The organism is Brevibacterium sp. ZH18, assembly GCF_022748595.1.
In the GTDB taxonomy this organism is placed as follows: Bacteria; Actinomycetota; Actinomycetes; order Actinomycetales; family Brevibacteriaceae; genus Brevibacterium.
The window spans coordinates 12,382-31,042 of the sequence record NZ_JALDSX010000032.1; the positions used below are offsets into that span (position 1 = coordinate 12,382).

13 protein-coding genes are annotated in these 18,661 nt (G+C 66.0%); 6 read left to right on the forward strand and 7 right to left on the reverse strand.

Features of this window, described 5'->3' with window-relative positions; genetic code table 11:
* Positions 1-68: 68 nt before the first annotated feature.
* Together MPN20_RS11860 and MPN20_RS11865 are read right to left on the reverse strand one after the other, a co-directional pair.
* Positions 69-1,145, reverse strand: coding sequence for a P1 family peptidase (locus MPN20_RS11860; protein WP_242782452.1), 1,077 nt, complete (start codon positions 1,143-1,145; stop codon positions 69-71).
* The gene (locus MPN20_RS11865; protein ID WP_242782453.1) at positions 1,142-2,659 is read right to left on the reverse strand and encodes an aminopeptidase P family protein; all 1,518 of its coding nucleotides are present in this window, start codon (positions 2,657-2,659) and stop codon (positions 1,142-1,144) included. Before MPN20_RS11865 ends, MPN20_RS11860 begins: the two co-directional genes overlap by 4 nt.
* A 79-nt stretch (positions 2,660-2,738) precedes the next feature.
* Here MPN20_RS11865 and MPN20_RS11870 point away from each other — a divergent pair, with 79 nt between their 5' ends.
* Entirely contained in the window at positions 2,739-3,596 is an 858-nt protein-coding gene (locus MPN20_RS11870) for a PHP domain-containing protein (RefSeq protein WP_242782454.1), read from the forward strand.
* Positions 3,597-3,674: 78 nt separating this feature from the next.
* On the opposite strand, the gene MPN20_RS11875 is transcribed toward MPN20_RS11870, so the two are convergent.
* Complete coding sequence (locus MPN20_RS11875; RefSeq protein ID WP_242782455.1) at positions 3,675-5,123, reverse strand: DEAD/DEAH box helicase; 1,449 nt, start codon at positions 5,121-5,123, stop codon at positions 3,675-3,677.
* A 61-nt stretch (positions 5,124-5,184) separates the two neighbouring features.
* Between MPN20_RS11875 and MPN20_RS11880 the strand changes: the two genes are divergently transcribed.
* Positions 5,185-5,817: a ferritin-like fold-containing protein gene (locus MPN20_RS11880; protein ID WP_242782457.1), complete on the forward strand. Its 633-nt coding sequence runs from the start codon at positions 5,185-5,187 to the stop codon at positions 5,815-5,817.
* 81 nt (positions 5,818-5,898) lie between these two features.
* Here the strand turns inward: MPN20_RS11880 and MPN20_RS11885 are convergent, their stop codons facing one another.
* Together MPN20_RS11885 and MPN20_RS11890 are read right to left on the reverse strand one after the other, a co-directional pair.
* Complete coding sequence (locus MPN20_RS11885) at positions 5,899-6,120, reverse strand: DUF3107 domain-containing protein (protein ID WP_242782458.1); 222 nt, start codon at positions 6,118-6,120, stop codon at positions 5,899-5,901.
* 75 nt (positions 6,121-6,195) lie between these two features.
* Entirely contained in the window at positions 6,196-6,789 is a 594-nt protein-coding gene (locus MPN20_RS11890; RefSeq protein ID WP_242782459.1) for a TetR/AcrR family transcriptional regulator, read from the reverse strand.
* Positions 6,790-6,887: 98 nt separating this feature from the next.
* Here MPN20_RS11890 and MPN20_RS11895 point away from each other — a divergent pair, with 98 nt between their 5' ends.
* Together MPN20_RS11895 and MPN20_RS11900 are read left to right on the forward strand one after the other, a co-directional pair.
* Positions 6,888-10,085 carry a UrvD/REP family ATP-dependent DNA helicase gene (locus MPN20_RS11895; protein WP_242782460.1) on the forward strand — a complete coding sequence of 1,066 codons (3,198 nt, stop codon included), beginning with the start codon at positions 6,888-6,890 and terminating at the stop codon, positions 10,083-10,085.
* The gene (locus tag MPN20_RS11900; RefSeq protein WP_242782461.1) at positions 10,085-13,279 is read left to right on the forward strand and encodes an ATP-dependent DNA helicase; all 3,195 of its coding nucleotides are present in this window, start codon (positions 10,085-10,087) and stop codon (positions 13,277-13,279) included. The genes MPN20_RS11895 and MPN20_RS11900 overlap by 1 nt, the downstream gene beginning before the upstream one ends.
* Before the next feature lie 39 nt (positions 13,280-13,318).
* Here the strand turns inward: MPN20_RS11900 and MPN20_RS11905 are convergent, their stop codons facing one another.
* The gene (locus MPN20_RS11905; RefSeq protein WP_242782462.1) at positions 13,319-14,344 is read right to left on the reverse strand and encodes an aminoglycoside phosphotransferase; all 1,026 of its coding nucleotides are present in this window, start codon (positions 14,342-14,344) and stop codon (positions 13,319-13,321) included.
* A gap of 105 nt (positions 14,345-14,449) precedes the next feature.
* Here MPN20_RS11905 and nudC point away from each other — a divergent pair, with 105 nt between their 5' ends.
* Positions 14,450-15,427, forward strand: coding sequence for an NAD(+) diphosphatase (gene nudC / locus MPN20_RS11910; RefSeq protein ID WP_242782463.1), 978 nt, complete (start codon positions 14,450-14,452; stop codon positions 15,425-15,427).
* On the forward strand, positions 15,424-17,463 hold the full coding sequence (locus MPN20_RS11915; RefSeq protein ID WP_242782464.1) for an ATP-dependent DNA helicase UvrD2: 2,040 nt from the start codon (positions 15,424-15,426) through the stop codon (positions 17,461-17,463). Before nudC ends, MPN20_RS11915 begins: the two co-directional genes overlap by 4 nt.
* On the opposite strand, the gene MPN20_RS11920 is transcribed toward MPN20_RS11915, so the two are convergent.
* Complete coding sequence (locus MPN20_RS11920) at positions 17,440-18,342, reverse strand: hypothetical protein (protein WP_242782466.1); 903 nt, start codon at positions 18,340-18,342, stop codon at positions 17,440-17,442. The two genes, MPN20_RS11915 and MPN20_RS11920, sit on opposite strands and share 24 nt — an antisense overlap.
* Between the last annotated feature and the right edge of the window lie 319 nt (positions 18,343-18,661).

The window sequence follows — 18,661 nt, forward strand, 5'->3', positions numbered from 1 at the left end:
CTGAGAGTCACAAAGGCGCCGACATCATCGATGTCGGCGCCTTTCGCCTGTCCTGAACGGAGCCGGTCTCAGCCGAGGGCCGTGAACGCCGCCGTGAATTCGGGGGCGATGTCGGCCAGTGTCGGCGGCTGATCCCAGGACGCGTCGACGGGTACCGCGGACACGTGCGCGTCGATGATCGCCAGGCTCAGCGCATCTGCGGCCGCTGCGGTGATCGAGACCAGGTCGAGAGTCGAAGCTACGAAGTCCGTGGGCATCCCGACTTCGCCCGTGGCGATGCCGAAGACCGTGTCACCGTCGAAGAGCGTGTGCGAGGGACGCACGGCACGGGCGATGCCCGCATGCGCACCTGAGGCCATGCGTGTGACCTCGGCCGTGTCCAGTCGTGCGTCGGTCGCGACGACGGCGATCGTCGTGTTCTTCGCCGAGGCGGTCTGCTCCGTGGCATCGGGAAGAGCGGGCAGGGAACCGAGCGGCGGCAGATCGAATCCGAAGGAGCGCAGCAGGGGGTCCGCCCACAGCGTGCCGTCGGGCATCCCGATCGATCCCAGAGGATTGGCCGCGACCAGTGCCGCGACCGTGTAGCCGCTCGGCAGGCGGATCGCGAAGGAGCCCAGCGAACTGCGCATCGTCTGCATTCCGGACCGGGCACCTAGTCCCACACCGAGGCTGCCCCGCACGTCCGTGCGCACCGCGGTGTCGTTCGCCGCCGTCAGCGCCGCCGACGCCGCTGCGGCGCCGTCGTCCGCGGTCGGCGGCCGAGGAGTGCCGTCCCCGCGGCCGAGGTCGAAGATCGCGGCCGCCGGCACGAGGGGAATGACCGTGTCCGCAAGTCCGGCGGCAGGGAATCCCCGGCCCGCCTCGGCGAGGGTGGTCACGGCTCCGGACACGGTGGCGAGACCGAAAGCCGACCCGCCGGTGAGCACGATGGCATCCGCCCCGTACGAATGGGTGCCGGGAGCGATGACGTCGGTCTCGTGGGTCGCGGGACCCCCACCGCGGACGTCGACGCCGATGCGTGCGCCGGGCGGGGGCAGAATCGTGCTGACCCCCGTCAGGCGCTCACGCGTGAAGTGACCGGCGTGGCCGAGCGTGATACCCGGGATCTCGAGGAGTCCCCGGCCTCGCACCGGTCGCGGGGTCATCGGCCCTGCACCCACGCTTCGACCTCGGCCCGAGTGCGGGGGAAGTCAGCGGAGAGGTTCTCGACGCCGTCGGCGGTGACCAGGACGTCGTCCTCGATGCGCACGCCGTTGCCGCGGAATTCGGCCGGCAGCAGCAGATCGTCGGTCTTGAAGTACAGACCCGGTTCGATCGTGAAGACCATGCCCGGTTCGAGTACTGCGTCGAGGTACATCTCGGCACGGGCCTGAGCACAGTCGTGAACGTCGAGGCCCAGATGGTGGCTGGTGCCGTGGACCATCCACCGGCGATGCTGCTGGCCCTCGGGAGACAGGGCTTCGGCGGCCGAGACCGGCAGGATGCCGAACTCCTCGAGACGAGCGGCGATGACTTCCATCGCCGCTTCGTGGATCTCCCGGAACCTGACCTCGCGATTGACGTGGTCGGCGGCGACCGCGAAGGCTGCGTCCGAGGCCTCGAGGACCGCGTCGTAGATCTTCGCCTGGACGTCGCTGAACGTCCCGGAGACAGGCAGCGTGCGAGTGATGTCGGCAGTGTAGAGCGAGTCGGCCTCGGCACCGGCATCGACGAGGACCATGTCGCCGGGGCTGACCACTCCGTCGTTGCGGATCCAATGCAGGGTGCACGCGTTGTTGCCCGCCGCTGCGATCGTGTCGTAGCCGATGCCGTTGCCGTCCGAGCGGGCAGCGGTCTCGAACGCGGTCTCGATGACGCGCTCACCGCGGCGGTGCTCGAGTGCCTTGGGCAGAGCGGCGACGACGTTGTCGAAGCCGGCGCGGGTGATCGCGACCGCTTCGCGCAGGGCCGCGACCTCGTGGTCGTCTTTGATCAGACGCAGCTCGGAGAGCATCTGGGTCAGCTCGGCGTCACCGGCCTCAGAGGTCTCGAGATCGGCTTGGACTTGAGTCCGGGCGAGATCGATGACCGAATCGATGCGGGAATCGGCCTGACGTACGAGGCGGACCGAGATCGAACCGAGGTCCTTGGTGATCGCATCGTCGAGGGTCGCCGAGTTCTCGGTGGCGATCCCGGTCATGGTCCTCATCGCCTCGAGGTCGGCGCGTGGACCCACCCAATACTCACCGTAGCGGGAGTCGGAGAAGAACTCGACGGTGTCCGATCCGGCACGCGGACGGAAGTAGAGGGTTACGGTGTGCGTGTCGTCGTCCTCGGGTTCGAAGACTAGGACGGCGTCGGGTTCGGAATCGGCTTCGAGCCCGGTCAGATGTACGAACGCCGAATGGGCGCGGAAACGGTAATCGGTGTCATTGGACCGGACCTTGAGTCCGCCGGCGGGGACGACGAGCCTCTCACCGGGGAACGCGGCAGACACCGCGGCCCGACGGGCGGGGGTGAAGCCGGCCGCTGCCAGGGCCTCGGCATTGAGCGGGGTGCGGTCCCAGCCCTCGGCGACGAAGTCGCGGAACGCCTGGGAGTTCGGACGGTGGGAGCGGTTGTTCACGCGATCGTCGAGGGTCTGAGTGGTCTCGGAGCTGGTGTCGTTCTGCGCAGTCATACCCTCATTATAGGCACTGGGCCAGACAGTGCGCTGGTGAGGACGGGCAACGTGGGCAACTCCGGATAGACTGAATGGCATGGTCATCGATCTCCACGTGCACACTGCGTTCTCCGACGGTACTCAGACCCCGTCCGAACTCATTTCCGAGGCGTCGATGGAGGGCATCGACGTCATCGGGGTCACCGACCATGACACCACCGCAGGGTGGGCTCCCGCCGAAGAGGCGGCCCGGGTGTACGGCCTGGGCCTGGTCCGCGGCATGGAGATCTCGTGTCGGCACGAGGGAATCAGCGTGCATCTGCTGTCCTACCTCCACGACCCCTACGACACAGGCCTCGCCGAGGTCGTCGTCGAAACTCGCCGCGCCCGCATGGACCGCACCCACCTCATCATCGAACGCCTCGCCGAGGACTACCCGATCGACATGGACGCCGTTCTGGCTGTCGCCGGTGAGGATGCGACGATCGGCCGCCCGCACATCGCCGATGCGCTCGTGGCCGCTGGGATCGTCGAGACACGGTCGGAGGCCTTCGCCTCCATCCTCTCCAGCCACGGCAAATACCATGTCAGCCTGCCGACGATCGATCCGATCACAGCGATCCGACTGATCCGTGAGGCCGGGGGAGTCTCGGTCTTCGCCCATCCGCGGGCTGCGATGCGCGGACTCGTCGTCTCCGACGCAGCGATGGCTGACTTCATTGCGGCTGGCCTCGACGGCCTCGAGGTCGATCACCGCGACAATCCGCACAGCGAGCGTGAGGTGATGCGTCGCCTCGCCAACGAGCATGACCTCATCATCACCGGATCCAGCGACTACCACGGCACGGGAAAGCCCAACCGCCTTGGTGAGCACTCGACGAGCGAGCACATGTTCAAGAAACTCCTCGACCGGGCCAACACCAGGCCCGGGGGAGTCGACTTCATCCAGGGCTGAACGGTCCCCGGAATCGACGAAGGCCCCGACGATGTCGGGGCCTTCGTTCAGCTCATCAGCTCAGCGGGAGTATTGATCTCACTCAGCGGTGGGCTCGTTGCTGGTGTGAGCCGCGCGTCCCACGGACTTGCCGCCGCGGGTGCGCCTGCGCTCACGACTCCGGCGAGGCTTCTTCGGAGCATCAGCACCCGACGATGATTCGCCTCGGCGCTGGTCGGTCTTCTTCGGAGCGGCCTGGTGGTCATCGGAGCCTTCGCCGTGCTGCCTGCGCAGACGACCCTTCGTGCCCTTCGGGATTCCCAGATCGGAGAAGAAGTGGGACGACGTCGAGTAGGTCTCGGCCGGCTCGTCGTGCTCGAGGCCCAGCGCCTTGTTGATGAGGCGCCAGCGGGGCATGTCGTCCCAGTCGACGAGTGTCACGGCGATACCCGTGTGACCGGCGCGGCCGGTGCGTCCGATGCGGTGGACGTAGGTCTTCTCGTCGTCTGGGCACTGGTAGTTCACGACGTGGGTGACGTCGTCAATGTCGATGCCGCGGGCCGCCACGTCGGTGGCGACGAGGACGTCGACCTGTCCGTCGCGGAACGACTTCAGTGCCCGCTCACGCTGGGACTGGCCCAGATCGCCGTGTAGAGCACTGACCTTGAAGCCGCGGTCGCCGAGTTCGGCGGCGAGCTTGTCGGCGGTGCGCTTGGTGCGGGTGAAGATGATCGTGCGGCCGCGTCCTTCTGCTTGGAGCATGCGGGCGACGAGTTCGCTCTTGTCCATCGAGTGAGCGCGGTAGACGTACTGGGTCGTGTCCTTGCCCGTCAGCGACAGATCTTCGTTGTCGTGGGCGCGGATGTGAGTCGGCCGGTTCATGTAGCGGCGGGCCAGGGTGATGACCGCCCCGGGCATGGTGGCCGAGAACAGCATCGTCTGGCGGTGCGCGGGTACGGCGTTGATGATCTTCTCGACGTCGGGCAGGAAGCCGAGGTCGAGCATCTCGTCGGCCTCGTCGAGGACGACGGTGCGGACCTTGTGCAGTTTGAGGACCTTGCGGCCGTAGAGGTCGAGGAGGCGGCCGGGGGTGCCGACAACGACGTCGACGCCGGTCTTGAGCTGCTTGATCTGCGGGTCGAAGTCCATTCCGCCGTAGATCGTCATGATGTCGACGTCGCGCTGCGTGGAGGCGGTGACGAGGTCGGCTGCGACCTGCTTCGCGAGCTCACGGGTGGGAACGACGACCAGTGCCTGCGGCAGGCGCGTCTCGGCAGAATCGCCGACGACGTCCGGGGTCGCCTCGGGATCGACGGGGGAGGCCCCGTCCTCGCTCTTTCCCACGACACGCTGCAGGAGGGGGATGCCGAAGCCGAGGGTCTTACCCGTTCCGGTCTTGGCCTGTCCGATGATGTCGGCTCCCGACAGTGCCACTGGCAGCGTCATCGCCTGGATCGGGAACGGGTGGGTGATGCCTTTTGCGGCCAGTGAGGCCACGATCGGTCCGGCGACACCCAGTTCCGCGAAATCCGCTTCTGTCTCCGCCATGTTTCAAACTCCTTTTGGCGCCTTCGCGCTCGTCATGGTCGTGAACCGGTACTCTTGAGCTATGCCCGATTCTGCCCCATTGGCCGGTAATAATGCTGCGACGCTCGCACTTCTGGCGTTCGGCGAGCTGACCGCTTTCGAACGAATGGCCACCAACGCGACCACCGCTGTGCACATGGACGACAAGGTCGTCCTGGCGCAGTTGGCGTCTGCGTCCTTTGCGAACTTCGAGCAGCTCTCGCAGCACATCAGTCATCTGGGCCAGGATGCGATCGAGCTCTGTCAGCACTTCGAGCCGACCTTCACCGTGATGGCTGAAAGGACTCGTCCTCGTGACTGGTACGAAAGTCTCATGAAGGGATTCGTCTTCGACGGGATCATGAATGACTTCTACCGAACGGCCGTGGATGAACTCGACGAGCCCGGACACAGCCTGGCTATTACAATTCTCGATGATACACGGGCCACGGATTATGTACGCAATCGTCTGACCGCTGACGTGGCCGTCGACACGCAGCTGGCATCGCGTCTGGCACTGTGGGGGCGCAAGCTCGTGGCCGAGACGCTGGGTCGTGCCCGCAACCTGCTCACGGACCCGATCCTCGGCCTCGACGAGGCGGTCGTGGTCGATGGGATCCCGGCAGTCACCGCGAACCATTCGAAGCGCATGTCGGCGCTGGGACTGGTGGCCTAGGGCCTGGTCGGATACGGCGAAGGCCGGGCACCCGGTTCCTCACCGGGGCCCGGCCTTAGCCGATCGTTCGCTGCCGCTGCCTCAGGCGCCGAAGCCCACCCGACGGGCGGATTCTGTGCCCATCTCGACATAGCCGAGTGCGTTCGCGGGGATGAAGACTGTGCGGCCCTTCGTGTCGGCGAAGGTCAGGAGCGATTCGGACTTGACCGATTCTTCGATGCGCGCGGCCAGTTCCTTGGGATCCTCATGCGACTCGAGGACGATCTCTCGCGGTGACTGCTTGACGCCGATCTTGATTTCCATAGTGCTCCTTGTGCGGATCGTGGGTTGACTCGTGTTCAGCTTAACGTCAGCGAGGCGGTGTTTTCTTCCCGCGCCTCACTTCGTGGTGAAGGACTGCAGTCCGCCCCAGCTCATCTGCGTGAGCAGCGAGACAGCGGCGTCGATGTCGACCTCGGTGGCGGATTCGAGCTGTTTGACGACGACTTCGGCAGTGCCGATGAGCGTGCGGCACAGTAGTCCGGCCTGAGAGTCATCGAGGTCGGTGAAGGACTGCAGAGCGTTGACGATGTGCGACGCGGAGCGGTTCCGCAGCGTGCGCAGGCGCTGCTGGGCCGCAGGCTCGTAGACGTCGGAGTTGAAGAGGATGACGAACTCCTCGCGATGCGAGACGACGAAGTCGAAGTACGAGCGGAATGTCGAGCGGACCTTCTCACGCGGGTCGTCGGTCGAGTTCAGTGCGGTTTCGACGGCTGAGTCGAGATGCGACGCCGAGGCGTCGATGAGCGCGAGGTAGAGGTCGTGCTTGGACGCGAAGTGCTGATAGAGCACGGGCTTCGACACACCGGCGGCTTCGGCGATCATGTCCATCGACGTGGTGCGGTAGCCGCGCGTGGCGAAGACCGAGCGTGCCACCCCCACCAACTGGTCGCGGCGCTGCTCACGGGGCAATCTCTGCTGCGGACTCGACATGCTCCAATGCTACGCGAAAAACGACGCAGAATTTCGAATACGGTCTCGTACATGGCGTGTGCACGGCTCATGTCAGTCGCGCATGATGGAATACTCACATGGAAGAAATCACAGCGAGCATCGCAGCGAACCTGCTCGCAGGACGCTCGACGACGGTCGTGGGCCGTCCGGGCACGGGCAAGACCACGCTGCTCGAGTCCGTGTACGCGCAGGTGGTCGATGAGATCAGCCCCGCCTCGGTGCTCGTGATGACTCCCGACCGCGACCATGCCGATGTTCTGCGCAACCGCCTCGCCGTTCCCGCGCACGCCGTGCTGTCCTCGGCACCGGCCCGCAGCATCTCGTCCTACGCCTACGGCATCGCGCGGGCCGCTCACACCACCCGGACCGGCGAGGATCTCGAATTCATCTCGGGAGCTGACCAGGACGTGTTCCTGGCCGACCTCCTCGCCGGACACGAACTCGGCCTCGGGCTGGGACCGGTCTGGCCCGCAGAGATCACCGCGGAGGTCCGGTCGACCTCCGCGTTCCGCACGGAGATCCGCGATGTCCTCAACCGCGTGATGGAATTCGACTTCGGAGTCCGCGTGCCCGCGCCCTCTCGGGCAGAGGCCCCCGATGCGCCGCGCGAGCACGTCTTCGACTTCGGACGCAGCGCACTGCAGCGTGTGCTCGACTCCGTGCCCGACCCGCGGTGGGCGGCAGTGGCCCGGATCCTCGACGAATACCTCGGCATCATGAGCATGCCCGGCTACGGCGGCATCGACTCGGCCACAGTGCTCGCACGTGCCGCATTCGAGATCCTGCGCGAACCCGCCGAGGTGACCGCTGGCCGGGCATGGACGTTCGCTCCCGACACGGTTCCCCACATCGTCCTCGCCGACGGGGTGCAGGATTTCCCGGCCGCGAGCTGGGGAGTGCTCGAGCAGCTGCGTGAGCGCGGCAGCGCAGTGGCGCTCTTCGGGTCACCGGAGACCGTGACCGGACGTTTCCACGGTGCCGACGCCTCGATCATCGACCGCAGCAGCGCCGATGCGAGCTTCGACACGGTGGTTCTCACCGAGGTGGGGTCGGTGGCCCCGGGAATCAGCGCGGTCAGCGACGACTTCGGTCGCCGCATCACCACCCGGTGGGGACTGCGTCACATGCCGAGGCCCGGCGAGTCCGCGACAGCGGAGTCCGCCGAGGAGGCATCGACGGCGCTGGAGACCCATGTCTTCGACGGCGAGGCCTCGGGATACCGCTACCTGGCCCGACGGCTGACGCAGTTCGTCGAAGACGGTCACTCCTGGTCGGACGTGGCCGTGATCTCGCGGAACACCTCGACCGCTCGCGTCGTCGCGAACGAACTGCGCGCAGCGGGCGTTCCGACCGCGAACATCATGCAGCCGCTCAACGTCGACCCGGCCACAGCACCGCTGCTCGACCTGCTCTCCCACACCCCGGACTTCGACGACGACGATTCGATCGCCGCCCAGGCGCTGTCTCTGGCCGGCAGCATCTTCGTCCGCCTCGACCCGGTCCAGATCCGACGGTTCAAGCGCGTCGTGCGCAGAAGGTTTCCCGCGCCCAGCAGCTCGGCCTCATTGGCACTCGCGCTGCGCAGCAACGAGGAGAAGCCCGTGCCGGCCGCACTCGGCACGATCTCACGGATGCTTCGCGCCGCTGCGACGTCGGCCTCGGACGATCCGCATGAGGCGCTGTGGGCGATCTGGTCCGCAGCCGGAGTCGCAGAGAAGTGGCAGGCCGAGGCGCTGCGCGATCCGGAATCAGGCGCCAACGCGCACCTGGACTCGGTGCTGCGGCTGTTCACCCTGGCACAGAAGATCTCCGACCGCGGAGGATTCACCGCCCGCTCGTTCGCAGGGATCGTCGCCGAACAGGACATCGCCCAGGACTCACTGGCTGCGACAGCCGGATTCGACGACGTCGTCGGTGTCGGCACGCCGACCTCGCTGGCCCATCTGCGGGTTCCGCTCGTCATCATCGCCGAGGTCAACGAGGGGGTGTGGCCGAATCCGAAGCTGCGCGGCGGCATCCTCGGCCTCGACGACCTCGCATCCGTGCTGTCGGGCGGGGACACCGTGACCTCGGACCCCGGATATCACGCTCATGCGAAGCGGACGAACCTGCGCGAGGAGGGCGAGCTGTTCTACACGGCGCTGACCAGAGCCGAAGAACTCGTCATCGTCACCGCGATCTCCGATGCCGAGACCACCCCGTCCCCGTTCTTCGACGTTCTCGCGGCGGGGACAGCCAAGGGCACCGAGGCGGCCGACGGCTACGCGATCACCCACGAGGACGAGCTGCCGCCTCTGACTCTGCCGGAGATGGCAGCCCACGCGCGTGCACACCTGCTGAAGTCAGCCGCCGGTGCCGACGGCGGCCCGGGCACTGAGGACACAGTGGAGTGGGCACAGCTGATGCGGGCGCTGACTGCGTCAAGTCCTGCGGTCGACGGTCCGGAGGACTGGCGAGAAGGCGAGGACATCACGACCACGGAGCCGCTGTTCACCGCCGAGGACACGGTCAGAGTCTCCCCGTCGCAGGTCGAATCCTTCACAGACTGCTCGCTGCGCTGGTTCCTCACGCGCAACGGCGGCGACCGGCCCGGCTCGGTGGCTCAGGACCTGGGTACGATCATCCATGCGGCCGCGGAGCGCTTTCCGCAGGGCCCGACGTCCGAGATCCGCAGCTTCGTGGCCGCCGAGCTCAGCGCTGTCGAATTCGACGCCGAATGGGAGCGCGATCGCCAGCATGAGCTGGCGATGAAGATGGCCGACCGCCTCGGCGAGTACATCAAGGACTCATCCGGTGAGCTCGTCGCGGTCGAAGCCCAGGTCTACGCCACCGGGGTCGACGAGAACGGCCAGGAATGGAAGGTCACCGGTCGTCTCGACCGGATCGAGCAGTCCGGCGACGGAGTCCGCATCGTCGACTTCAAGACCGGAAAGAACGTGGTCGGCAATCAGGAGATGGCCCGCCACCCTCAGCTCGGCGTGTACCAGGAGGCGATCAACTCGGGCACGATCAGGATCGGCGACGACCGGGAGATCGAGGCCAAGGCGTTCGGCGCCGAACTCGTCTTCCTGCGCAACTCGGCACGGACGAAGCGCAAGCAGTCGGCCCTCGAGGCGGACGACGATCCCGGTTGGGCCCGAGATCTCATCAACGATGTGTCGCACCGGATGCGTGCAGCCGAATTCCCCGCTCGGGTCGAGCCGCAGAAGTGCCAGAGCTGCCCCGTGCGCAGCTCCTGTCCTGCCATCGGCCCCCAGATGCTTGAGGAGGCCTGATGAAGTTCAGCGCTGACCAACTTGCCCGCCTGACCGCAGCCGACCCGAGCCAGGCGTTCCCTCCCAGCGACGAGCAGCGGGTCATCATCGAAGCCGACCCGGCGCAGTCCATGAAGGTCACTGCCGGTGCCGGCTCGGGGAAGACGACGGTGATCTCCCAACGCGTGGTGTGGCTCGTGGCCAACGGCTTCGTCGCCCCCGAGGAGATCCTCGGCCTAACCTTCACCAGGAAGGCCGTGGGGGAGCTGGGCGGACGCATCAGAGTGCTGCTTGCCAGGCTGCGTCACAATCTCGGTCTCGGCGCGGAGCTGAACCTGCCGGGCCTCGACAATCCGACCGTCTCCACCTACAACTCCTATGCGGCTTCGATCGTCAGCGAACACGGCGTGAGCATCGGCATCGAACCCGAGACCGTGCTCCTCGACGACGCCTCCGCACACACCATCGCCGGTGACATCATCGACTCCGCCGGTTCCGACGAGATTCCCGGCAACTTCGCCCGAGAGACGATGATCACCGACATCATCTCCCTGGCCGCGACGATGAACGACCACGGCAGGGACGTCGAGGAGCTCATCGACTACCTCGAGCAGTGTCTGCAGGCGCTGGTGTCGAGCAAGGGCAAGCCCGTTGACCCCAACGGTCGGCGGGCCAAGCTCGAGGCGAAGATCAGAACCGCCCGTCTGGCCGGAGCATATATGGCCGCCAAACGTCGCAACCTGGCTATGGACTTCTCCGACCAGGTGCGGTTCGCCCAGCGCATCATCGACGAAGTGCCCGCTGCCCGTGACGCCGAGCGGCATCGCTGGAAGATCGTCCTCCTCGACGAATTCCAGGACACCTCGGTGGCGCAGCTGAAGCTTCTGCGCGATCTGTTCAGCTCCACGGCCGTGACTGCGGTCGGCGATCCGAGACAGGCCATCTACGGATGGCGCGGGGCCAGCGCGGACAACATGATCCGCTTCTCCGCCGATTTCTCCGACGTCCGCTCCCTGACCCTGAGCACGAGCTGGCGCAACGACCACTCGATCCTCACGGTCGCCAACCGAATCGCTGACGGTCTGAACGGGAGCAGCGAGACGCCCCTGTCGGCTCGTCCCGGAGCCGGTGACGGGGATGTGCACGTCGACATCAGCTCAGGTGCCCACGACCCGGACTTCCTTACAGCCGGGTTGAGGTCACTCACCGAATGGGCCCGGGCTCTGCCAGAGGGCACTTCGAAGGCGGTCCTGTGCCGCAAAAGAGCCCACTTCGCCCCGGTGGCGGCGGCTCTCGAAACCGCTGGCTTCGCGGTTCATGTGCACGGGTCCTCGGGACTGCTCAGCGACCCCTTTGTCGCGGACCTGCGTGCAGTCCTCACCGCTGCGGTCGACCCGATGGCCGGCGACAGCCTCATGCGGCTGATCAGCGGTCGGCTGCTGGGTTTGGGAGCCTCGGACATCGCCGCTTTGCAGGCCTTCACTCGGGCGCAGAACGACCGCCGCCTCGCCGAAGTCGCGGAGCGCAGCCCCGACGCCCCCGACGTCGTCGTCGAGAGCATTGATCAACCGACGATCGTCGAAGGTCTCGACGAGCTCGTCGACCTGGCGCAGGCACTGGCCCACGGTCCCGCGTCGGGGCTCGAACGGGCGATGGTCGCTGATTTCCGAGCATCGAAACTGAGTCCGGAAGCGCTCGATCGTCTGGTCAGACTCGCGCAGGCACTGCGCACCGTTCGCGCTGGCAGCGGCACGATCGCCTCAATCATCCGGACCGCGATGACCGAGACCGGCGTCGACTCCGATATCTGGGGTCTCAGCGACTCACTGCGGAACCTCCACCGTTCCTCGATCGACTCGTTCCTCTCGGCAGCGAGTCAGTATTCGACCGGTGATGACCAGCCCTCCGTGACTGGTTTCCTTCAATGGCTGTCGCTGATGGAGGCTAAGGACTCGCTCAGTGTGGCCGAACCCAGTGCAGCGGCCGACGCGATCAACATCATGACCGTCCACGCCTCGAAGGGCCTCGAATTCGACGCCGTGGCCATTCCCTCCCTTGTGGTCAAGGACTTCCCTACGGAGCCGCGGGACAAAGAGGGGTGGATGGACCGCACCGCTCTGCCGTACCCGCTGCGCGGGGACCGTGCCCATCTCGTGGACTTCGATCTGCGCAACGCCGAATTCGAGACGAAGAAGGAATTGGACGAATGGATCGCCGAATTCATCCGCCCGGCGATCGAGGACGCCCATGAGGAGGAGGAGCGCCGACTCGCGTATGTGGCCTTCACCCGAGCCAAACGCCATCTGTGGCTGGGTGCGGAGCTGATGGGATCGAGAACGACTCCAGACGAGCTCTCGCCGTTCCTCACCGAGGCGATCAGTGCCCTCGGGCTCGACGTGGACGTGCCGGAACCGGCAGAGGAATCGGCCGAAGACCGCATCGAGACGAGCGTCTGGCCCGTGCCCAGGACACAGCTCGTCGAGACTGCACATCGTGCGGGTGAATGGGTGCGCAGCGCTGTGGAGGTCAGTCTTGAGGACCTGGCGCAGGTCCCGACACGGGTGGGGGAGTACGCACGCCAGGCGCTGCGGATCAGTCGGCGACCTGCGACTGCTGGGCCGGGAGGAGTCCCGGACCGCCTGTCCGCCACCGCGCTGGTGTCGTGGCGACGGGATCCACGCGAGTTCCTCACAGCGACGTTGCGTCCCGTCCCGAGCCCGCCCAGCCGGGCGGCGGAGATTGGTACGACCTTCCACTCGTGGGTCGAGCAGCATTTCGGTCAGGCGAGCATCGACGTCGACGAGGACAACCAGGTCCGGGCCATCGACGCGGCGACGATCGAGCGGCTCCAGCAGACCTTCCTCGGCTCCGAATTCGCTACGCGGCATGCTGACCACGTCGAGATGTCGTTCGAACTCGTCCTCGGCCGCTTCCGGGTGCCCGGCAAGATCGATGCGGTGTTCATTACCGACGACCATGCCGAGGTCGTGGACTGGAAGACCTCGAAACGACCCGACGAGGCAGCACTCGAGGTGATGAAATGGCAGCTGGCGCTCTACCGGTTCGCCATCCAGCGCGCGCACCCCGAGATCAACGAGGTGACCGGAACCTTCTACTTCGTCGGCAGCGACGACATCGTGAGGTTCACCGAGCTGCCGGAGGAAGCCGACATCATCGCATGGCTCGAGGCCAATGACCGGACACAGAGCCGGTGACGGAGGCAGCGAACCACTGAATTCCGGCGGAGCCTCTGCTCAGGGGCGACGTGGGGAGTCGTCGTCCTCGTCGGGTGCATCGTCGAGTACCGACGGCTCCTCAGCGTCTGAGGCGGCCGCTGTCGGCTCGCTCTGCGTCGTGGTATCACCGGCGAAGAGGACGTCGTTGAACGAGGTGAGGAGGTCACCGGCATCGGCGATAGCTTCCTCATCCCCGGAGTCGACGGCTTCGAGCAGCCAGTCGAGGACGGCGAACTCGGCCAGCAGCTCGGCGCGTTTGATGACGTGCTCGTCGGCGCGTGGGCGTGAGTTCCGGTATTCGCTGAAGAACGTCGGCAGCGCCGACGGGTCGATGAGCGCCGAGGCCGCCGCGAGGTCGATGGCCGGATCCGAGACCCGCAGGCGTCCGATCTCGGAGAGCGCAAGCACGCGCTCCTGGTCGGTGTAGACGCTCGACTCGTCGATGGATCCGTGGATTGGAGTTGCGAGGAAATGCCACAGCGCGACCTTCTCGAACTCCTCCTCCCAATGCTGGAGGAGATCCGCAGGAACCCGACCGGTGCCTGCGGCCTGGTCGAGCCTCTCGAGGATCTGGAACTGGAATCGGGACGGATCTTCGACGGGGAACCCAGCATCGGCGATCGGCTCCGGGTCCGCCGAGTGCAGTGTGGCCAGCGACTGGGCCAGCGAACTCGCGCGGGCGATGTCGGCGATCGGCTGATCGCCGACCGGGGCTCCCGGCAGAGGTTCGACGAGAGTCACCGTCGTCGGCGATCCGGTGTCGAAGAACTCTGCCTCGACTTCGGTGATCGCACGCAGATGCGGCCAGGTGAAATCGGCATGTGGATACATGGCCTCGTAGATTCGGCCCGCTTCGGCGGCCGAACCGGAGTCGGCGGCACGGTCGAGCTGCGTCTGTGCCGTGGCGACCAGCTGCTGCTGGCCGTCGTCGATGAGAACTCTGATTCCCATTCCCCGGGACGGCAGAGGAATCCATGTGGTCGGGGCAAAATCGTCGAGCATCGTCGCCGCGACCGCTGCCAACTTGAGCGCCTTCGTATTCACGCTCCCCAATCTACCGTCTGGGAAGCCCACAGGCCCGTGATTGGGCGGTTGAGCGTGTCAGTTCCCACAGCCTCGGTGTCAGGGCCCTGCGATATCGTGGACAGCATGAAACCTCTGCCACCCGTGAAGCCCATCAGCCTGGCCCGGCCGGGCATCGACCGAGACCATCTCTCCCGCGGACGAGACGGCGATCTCCAGGAGATCTGGGCGGCCGGAGCGAAACCTGTCTTCGAGCACAGAGGATCGCTCCTCGTCGCCTCCGGCGGACTGTTCCTCGCATCGCCCGATCTCGTGCCGAAGGAGCAGACCGAGATCTACCTCGGTCGCGATGAGGAGGGCACCCGCTACATCGGCATCTCCCTCGATGACGCCGGGCGCAGTGAGCTCGACTCGCAGCTGGCAACCTCGCGAGCACGTGACGCAACGGATCTGCTCACTGCTCCGGGCGATGGCATCGACAGTTCCGAACCGGTCTGGCTGCCGCTTCGCCAGCTGGCGGAGTCACTCGACGATGTGCAGGTCTCCCTGGCCTGCGAACTGGTCGGCCTGGGCAACTGGCACCGCTCCCACCAGTTCTCACCGCGGACCGGCAGTCCGACGCAGCCGGCTCTGGGCGGCTGGGTGCGGCAGGACCCCGAGACCGGCAGCGAACACTTCCCCCGCACCGATCCCGCTGTCATCGTCGTCATCGTCAACACGGACGCCGACGGCGTGGAGAGAGTGCTGCTGGGCAACAACGCCGCATGGGAGGCAGATCGCTACTCTCTGCTCGCCGGATTCGTCGAACCGGGTGAGACGCTCGAACATGCGGTGATCCGTGAGATCTTCGAAGAAGCGCACCTCGAGGTCGTCAACCCGCAGTACCTCGGATCCCAGCCATGGCCCTTCCCTTGCTCGCTCATGCTCGGATTCTCCGCCGAGGCCCCGAGCCGCGACATCGAAGCCGACGAGGCTGAGATCGCGACGCTGAAATGGTTCACCCGCGGCGAGCTGCGCACCGCGATCGAAGATCGGACGGTTCGTGCCCCGGGCCTCGTGTCCATCGCCGGACAGCTGCTGTACAGCTGGTTGGACAACGGGTGAGTGCTCGAGCATCAGCGCTTCTCGATGCTCTTGACGAGCAGCAGAGGGAGGTTGCCACACATTTCTCCACCCCGGTGATCGTCCTCGCCGGCGCGGGTACAGGTAAGACCCGCGCAATGACCCACCGCATCGCCTATGGCATCGCCACCGAGGTGTTCCCGCCGAACCAGGTGCTCGCCCTGACGTTCACGGCCAAGGCCGCGGGCGAGATGCGCTCGAGGCTGCGCACATTGGGCGTGCCCGCGGTGCAGGCTCGGACCTTCCACTCTGCGGCACTGCGTCAGCTTCGCTTCTTCTGGGATCGGTTCGCTGAAGGCGACTTTCCCCGCATCATCGAGAACAAGGCCGGAATCCTGGGATCCGTGCTGCAGAGCCTGGGCATCGAGTCGAGCCGGGAGCTCAACCGCGATGTCGCCTCCGAGATCGAATTCGCCGCGGCCACACTGCTCGGAGTCGAGGACTACGCTGTCAAAGCCGCGTCCAGGGACCTTCCCGGACAGTTGGGCGTCGACGACATGGTCCGCATCTTCGAGGCCTACAGCGAGGCGAAGACACGGGGCCGACTGATGGACTTCGACGACGTTCTCCTCGTCCTCGACGGAGTGCTTGCCGAGTATCCCGCAATCTCCGCCGAGATCCGCGAACAGTACCGGCACTTCGTCGTCGACGAGTTCCAAGACGTCTCCCCGCTCCAGTACGACCTGCTCTCGCGGTGGCTCGGACCGCGTGACAACCTGTGCGTCGTCGGCGACCCGGCGCAGACGATCTACTCCTTCGCCGGTGCTGATTCCTCTCTGCTCGGATCGTTGGGTGCGTCCCTGCCGACGTCGACGACGATCCAGCTGGTGCACAACTACCGGTCGTCGAAGGCCATTGTGGCCACGGCGAACAACCTGCTCAGACACACCTCGCGAACTGCACTGACCCTGCGCACAGACAACCCCGAGGGCCGAGCGCCCGCGATGGTCGAATACCCCACCGACGAGGCCGAAGCCGCCGGAGTCGTCAAATCCATCGCAGCCGAGGTCCGCGCCGGGCGACGGCCGCGCAACATTGCCGTCCTCTTCCGTACGAACGGACAGAGTCCCGCATACGAGCAGGCGCTGGCCACTGCCGGAATCCCCTATGTGCTGCGCGGGGGAGAGCGGTTCTTCGCCCGCAAGGAAGTCAAGGAAGCCGTGCTCATGCTCAAGGCTGCTCGTGCCACCTCAAGCGGTCGGCCCCTGCCCGAGGTGGTGGCCGAAGTGCTCATCTCCCTGGGTTACTCGACCTCGCCGCCGGCCGCCGGGGCGAGCCGGCAGAAGTGGGAGTCCCTCAAAGCCCTCGTCGACCTGGCCGAGACCCATCAGGCGGGAACCGAGCTGCCTGTGCCGCTCGAGACGTTCCTGGCCGATCTCGCCGACCGTGCCGAACACCAATTCGCGCCCGACATTGAGGGTGTCACCCTCGCCTCCTTCCACGCGGCGAAGGGACTCGAATGGGACAGCGTTCACCTCGTCGGCCTCAGCGAGGGTCTGCTGCCCATCAGCTACGCGCAGACGCCGCGCGCGATCTCCGAGGAGCGCCGCCTCTTCTACGTGGCACTGACCCGTGCGGGGAAGGAACTGAGTCTGAGCTGGTCCCTGTCACGTCACGAGTCGAAGCAGCGACCGCGCAAAGCCTCACGGTTCCTCACTGAACTCGGCCGTGTCGAGGAGTCGATAGGTCAGGCACCCCGCGCTGCAACCTCGGTGCCCATGAATCGCTGCCGGTCCTGCGGCAAGGTGCTCGTGTCCCAGATCGACCGTGCCCTGTCACGGTGTGCGAGCTGTCCCGCAGATGTCGATCTGAAGATCCTCGACCGACTCCGTCGCTGGCGTGCCCGTGTCGGGCTCGAACAGGGGCTGCCTCCCTATCTCGTCCTCACCGACACCTCGCTCTCAGCGATCGCGGAGATCAGACCACGGGACATGACCACATTGGCGAAGGTCCCAGGCCTCGGGGCCACGAAGCTCGAGCGCTACGGCTCGGGGCTATTGAGCCTGCTCGCCGACTAGGTCGAAGTGCGGCTCTGGCACCTGGCAGTGGCAGTCGGCGTGGAAGTGCAGCTCATCGTCGGTTCCGAGGCCGGTCGCCAACGACACGCGCCTGCGCACCGGCTGCGAGTCGGGACTCAGCAGCGCCCGTCTGAGGATCTGCGTGACGTTGAGTGCTCCCAGACTGCGAGCCAAGGGGTCGCTGAGGCTCTCACGGTCCGCCAGAGCTCGAATCCGTGAGTGCTGGTCGAACCAGGACTCATCGCCGTCTCTGCGCCGCAGACAGTCGCAGACCGTGCAGGGTGTGTGCCCCGGGCGGATGAGACCGGTGATCTCAACGCTGTGCTCCCCGATGACGATCTGAGCCTGCGAGACCTCTCTGTCGTTGAGCCAGGTCGCGGTGTGCAGGTCAGGGACCAGATGCGAGGTCGTGATGACGATCGGTGACGACAGCAGCTCGAGGTCTTCGACTCGGCGGGCTCCGGAGACGGCGAAGCCAGCTGCCGAAAGATGCTGTTCGACGACGGGGCGCAGGGGACCGGTGACCATGACCGGACGCGCGGCCAGAAGCTGAGAAGCTCGATCGGGGGAGAGGGAGAACAGTGCGGCTGTTGCCAGCAGCGGAGAGCTCTTGGCCACCCCCAAGGCGTCGGCGTCCTCCGGGACCATGACACCGGCCTCGTCCAACAGCGTGATGAGCGAGCTGGCGCGAGCGAGATCGACACCGAGGTCCTGAGCACGTGAGTAGTACTGCGCCGAGCCCACACCCATGCGCAAATCTTCGACGAGCGCCGCATCCGCGGGGAGAAGCCCATCGATGAGCACAGGGTCATCGACCCCGAACTGCACACATGATGTCGAACGCCAGGTGATCGGCACACTGGGATAGATCCTGAACATGGGCACCTCGCCTCGAACGATCTGGACTTCCACCGTAGTGAATGTGCGAGGTCGGCGCCAGGGCCGCGTGATAAGTGTGGATAACCCTGTGGAAAACGATCGGGGACAGGGTGGAATTCTCATTCCGACCTGTCCCCGACCGCTGTGTGCCCCAGGCGCTCGCGGAGACTCGTGCAGCTTCCCCTTCCGCACGCATCTCCGGGTTTTCCGGGGTCAAACATAGAACCTATTCTGCAAATGCGGCCCCGTCAATGCCGACTCATCCACATAGACGCCCACACGGTGTGGATAACTTGTGGATATGTGCGCCTCAGTTGTG

Excerpts from the sequence above, each read along its gene's own strand:
- MPN20_RS11860 (WP_242782452.1), bottom strand. The coding sequence starts at position 1,145 with ATGACCCCGCGACCGGTGCGAGGCCGGGGACTCCTCGAGATCCCGGGT.
- MPN20_RS11865 (WP_242782453.1), bottom strand. The coding sequence starts at position 2,659 with ATGACTGCGCAGAACGACACCAGCTCCGAGACCACTCAGACCCTCGAC.
- MPN20_RS11870 (WP_242782454.1), top strand. The coding sequence starts at position 2,739 with ATGGTCATCGATCTCCACGTGCACACTGCGTTCTCCGACGGTACTCAG.
- MPN20_RS11875 (WP_242782455.1), bottom strand. The coding sequence starts at position 5,123 with ATGGCGGAGACAGAAGCGGATTTCGCGGAACTGGGTGTCGCCGGACCG.
- MPN20_RS11880 (WP_242782457.1), top strand. The coding sequence starts at position 5,185 with ATGCCCGATTCTGCCCCATTGGCCGGTAATAATGCTGCGACGCTCGCA.
- MPN20_RS11885 (WP_242782458.1), bottom strand. The coding sequence starts at position 6,120 with ATGGAAATCAAGATCGGCGTCAAGCAGTCACCGCGAGAGATCGTCCTC.
- MPN20_RS11890 (WP_242782459.1), bottom strand. The coding sequence starts at position 6,789 with ATGTCGAGTCCGCAGCAGAGATTGCCCCGTGAGCAGCGCCGCGACCAG.
- MPN20_RS11895 (WP_242782460.1), top strand. The coding sequence starts at position 6,888 with ATGGAAGAAATCACAGCGAGCATCGCAGCGAACCTGCTCGCAGGACGC.
- MPN20_RS11900 (WP_242782461.1), top strand. The coding sequence starts at position 10,085 with ATGAAGTTCAGCGCTGACCAACTTGCCCGCCTGACCGCAGCCGACCCG.
- nudC (WP_242782463.1), top strand. The coding sequence starts at position 14,450 with ATGAAACCTCTGCCACCCGTGAAGCCCATCAGCCTGGCCCGGCCGGGC.
- MPN20_RS11920 (WP_242782466.1), bottom strand. The coding sequence starts at position 18,342 with ATGTTCAGGATCTATCCCAGTGTGCCGATCACCTGGCGTTCGACATCA.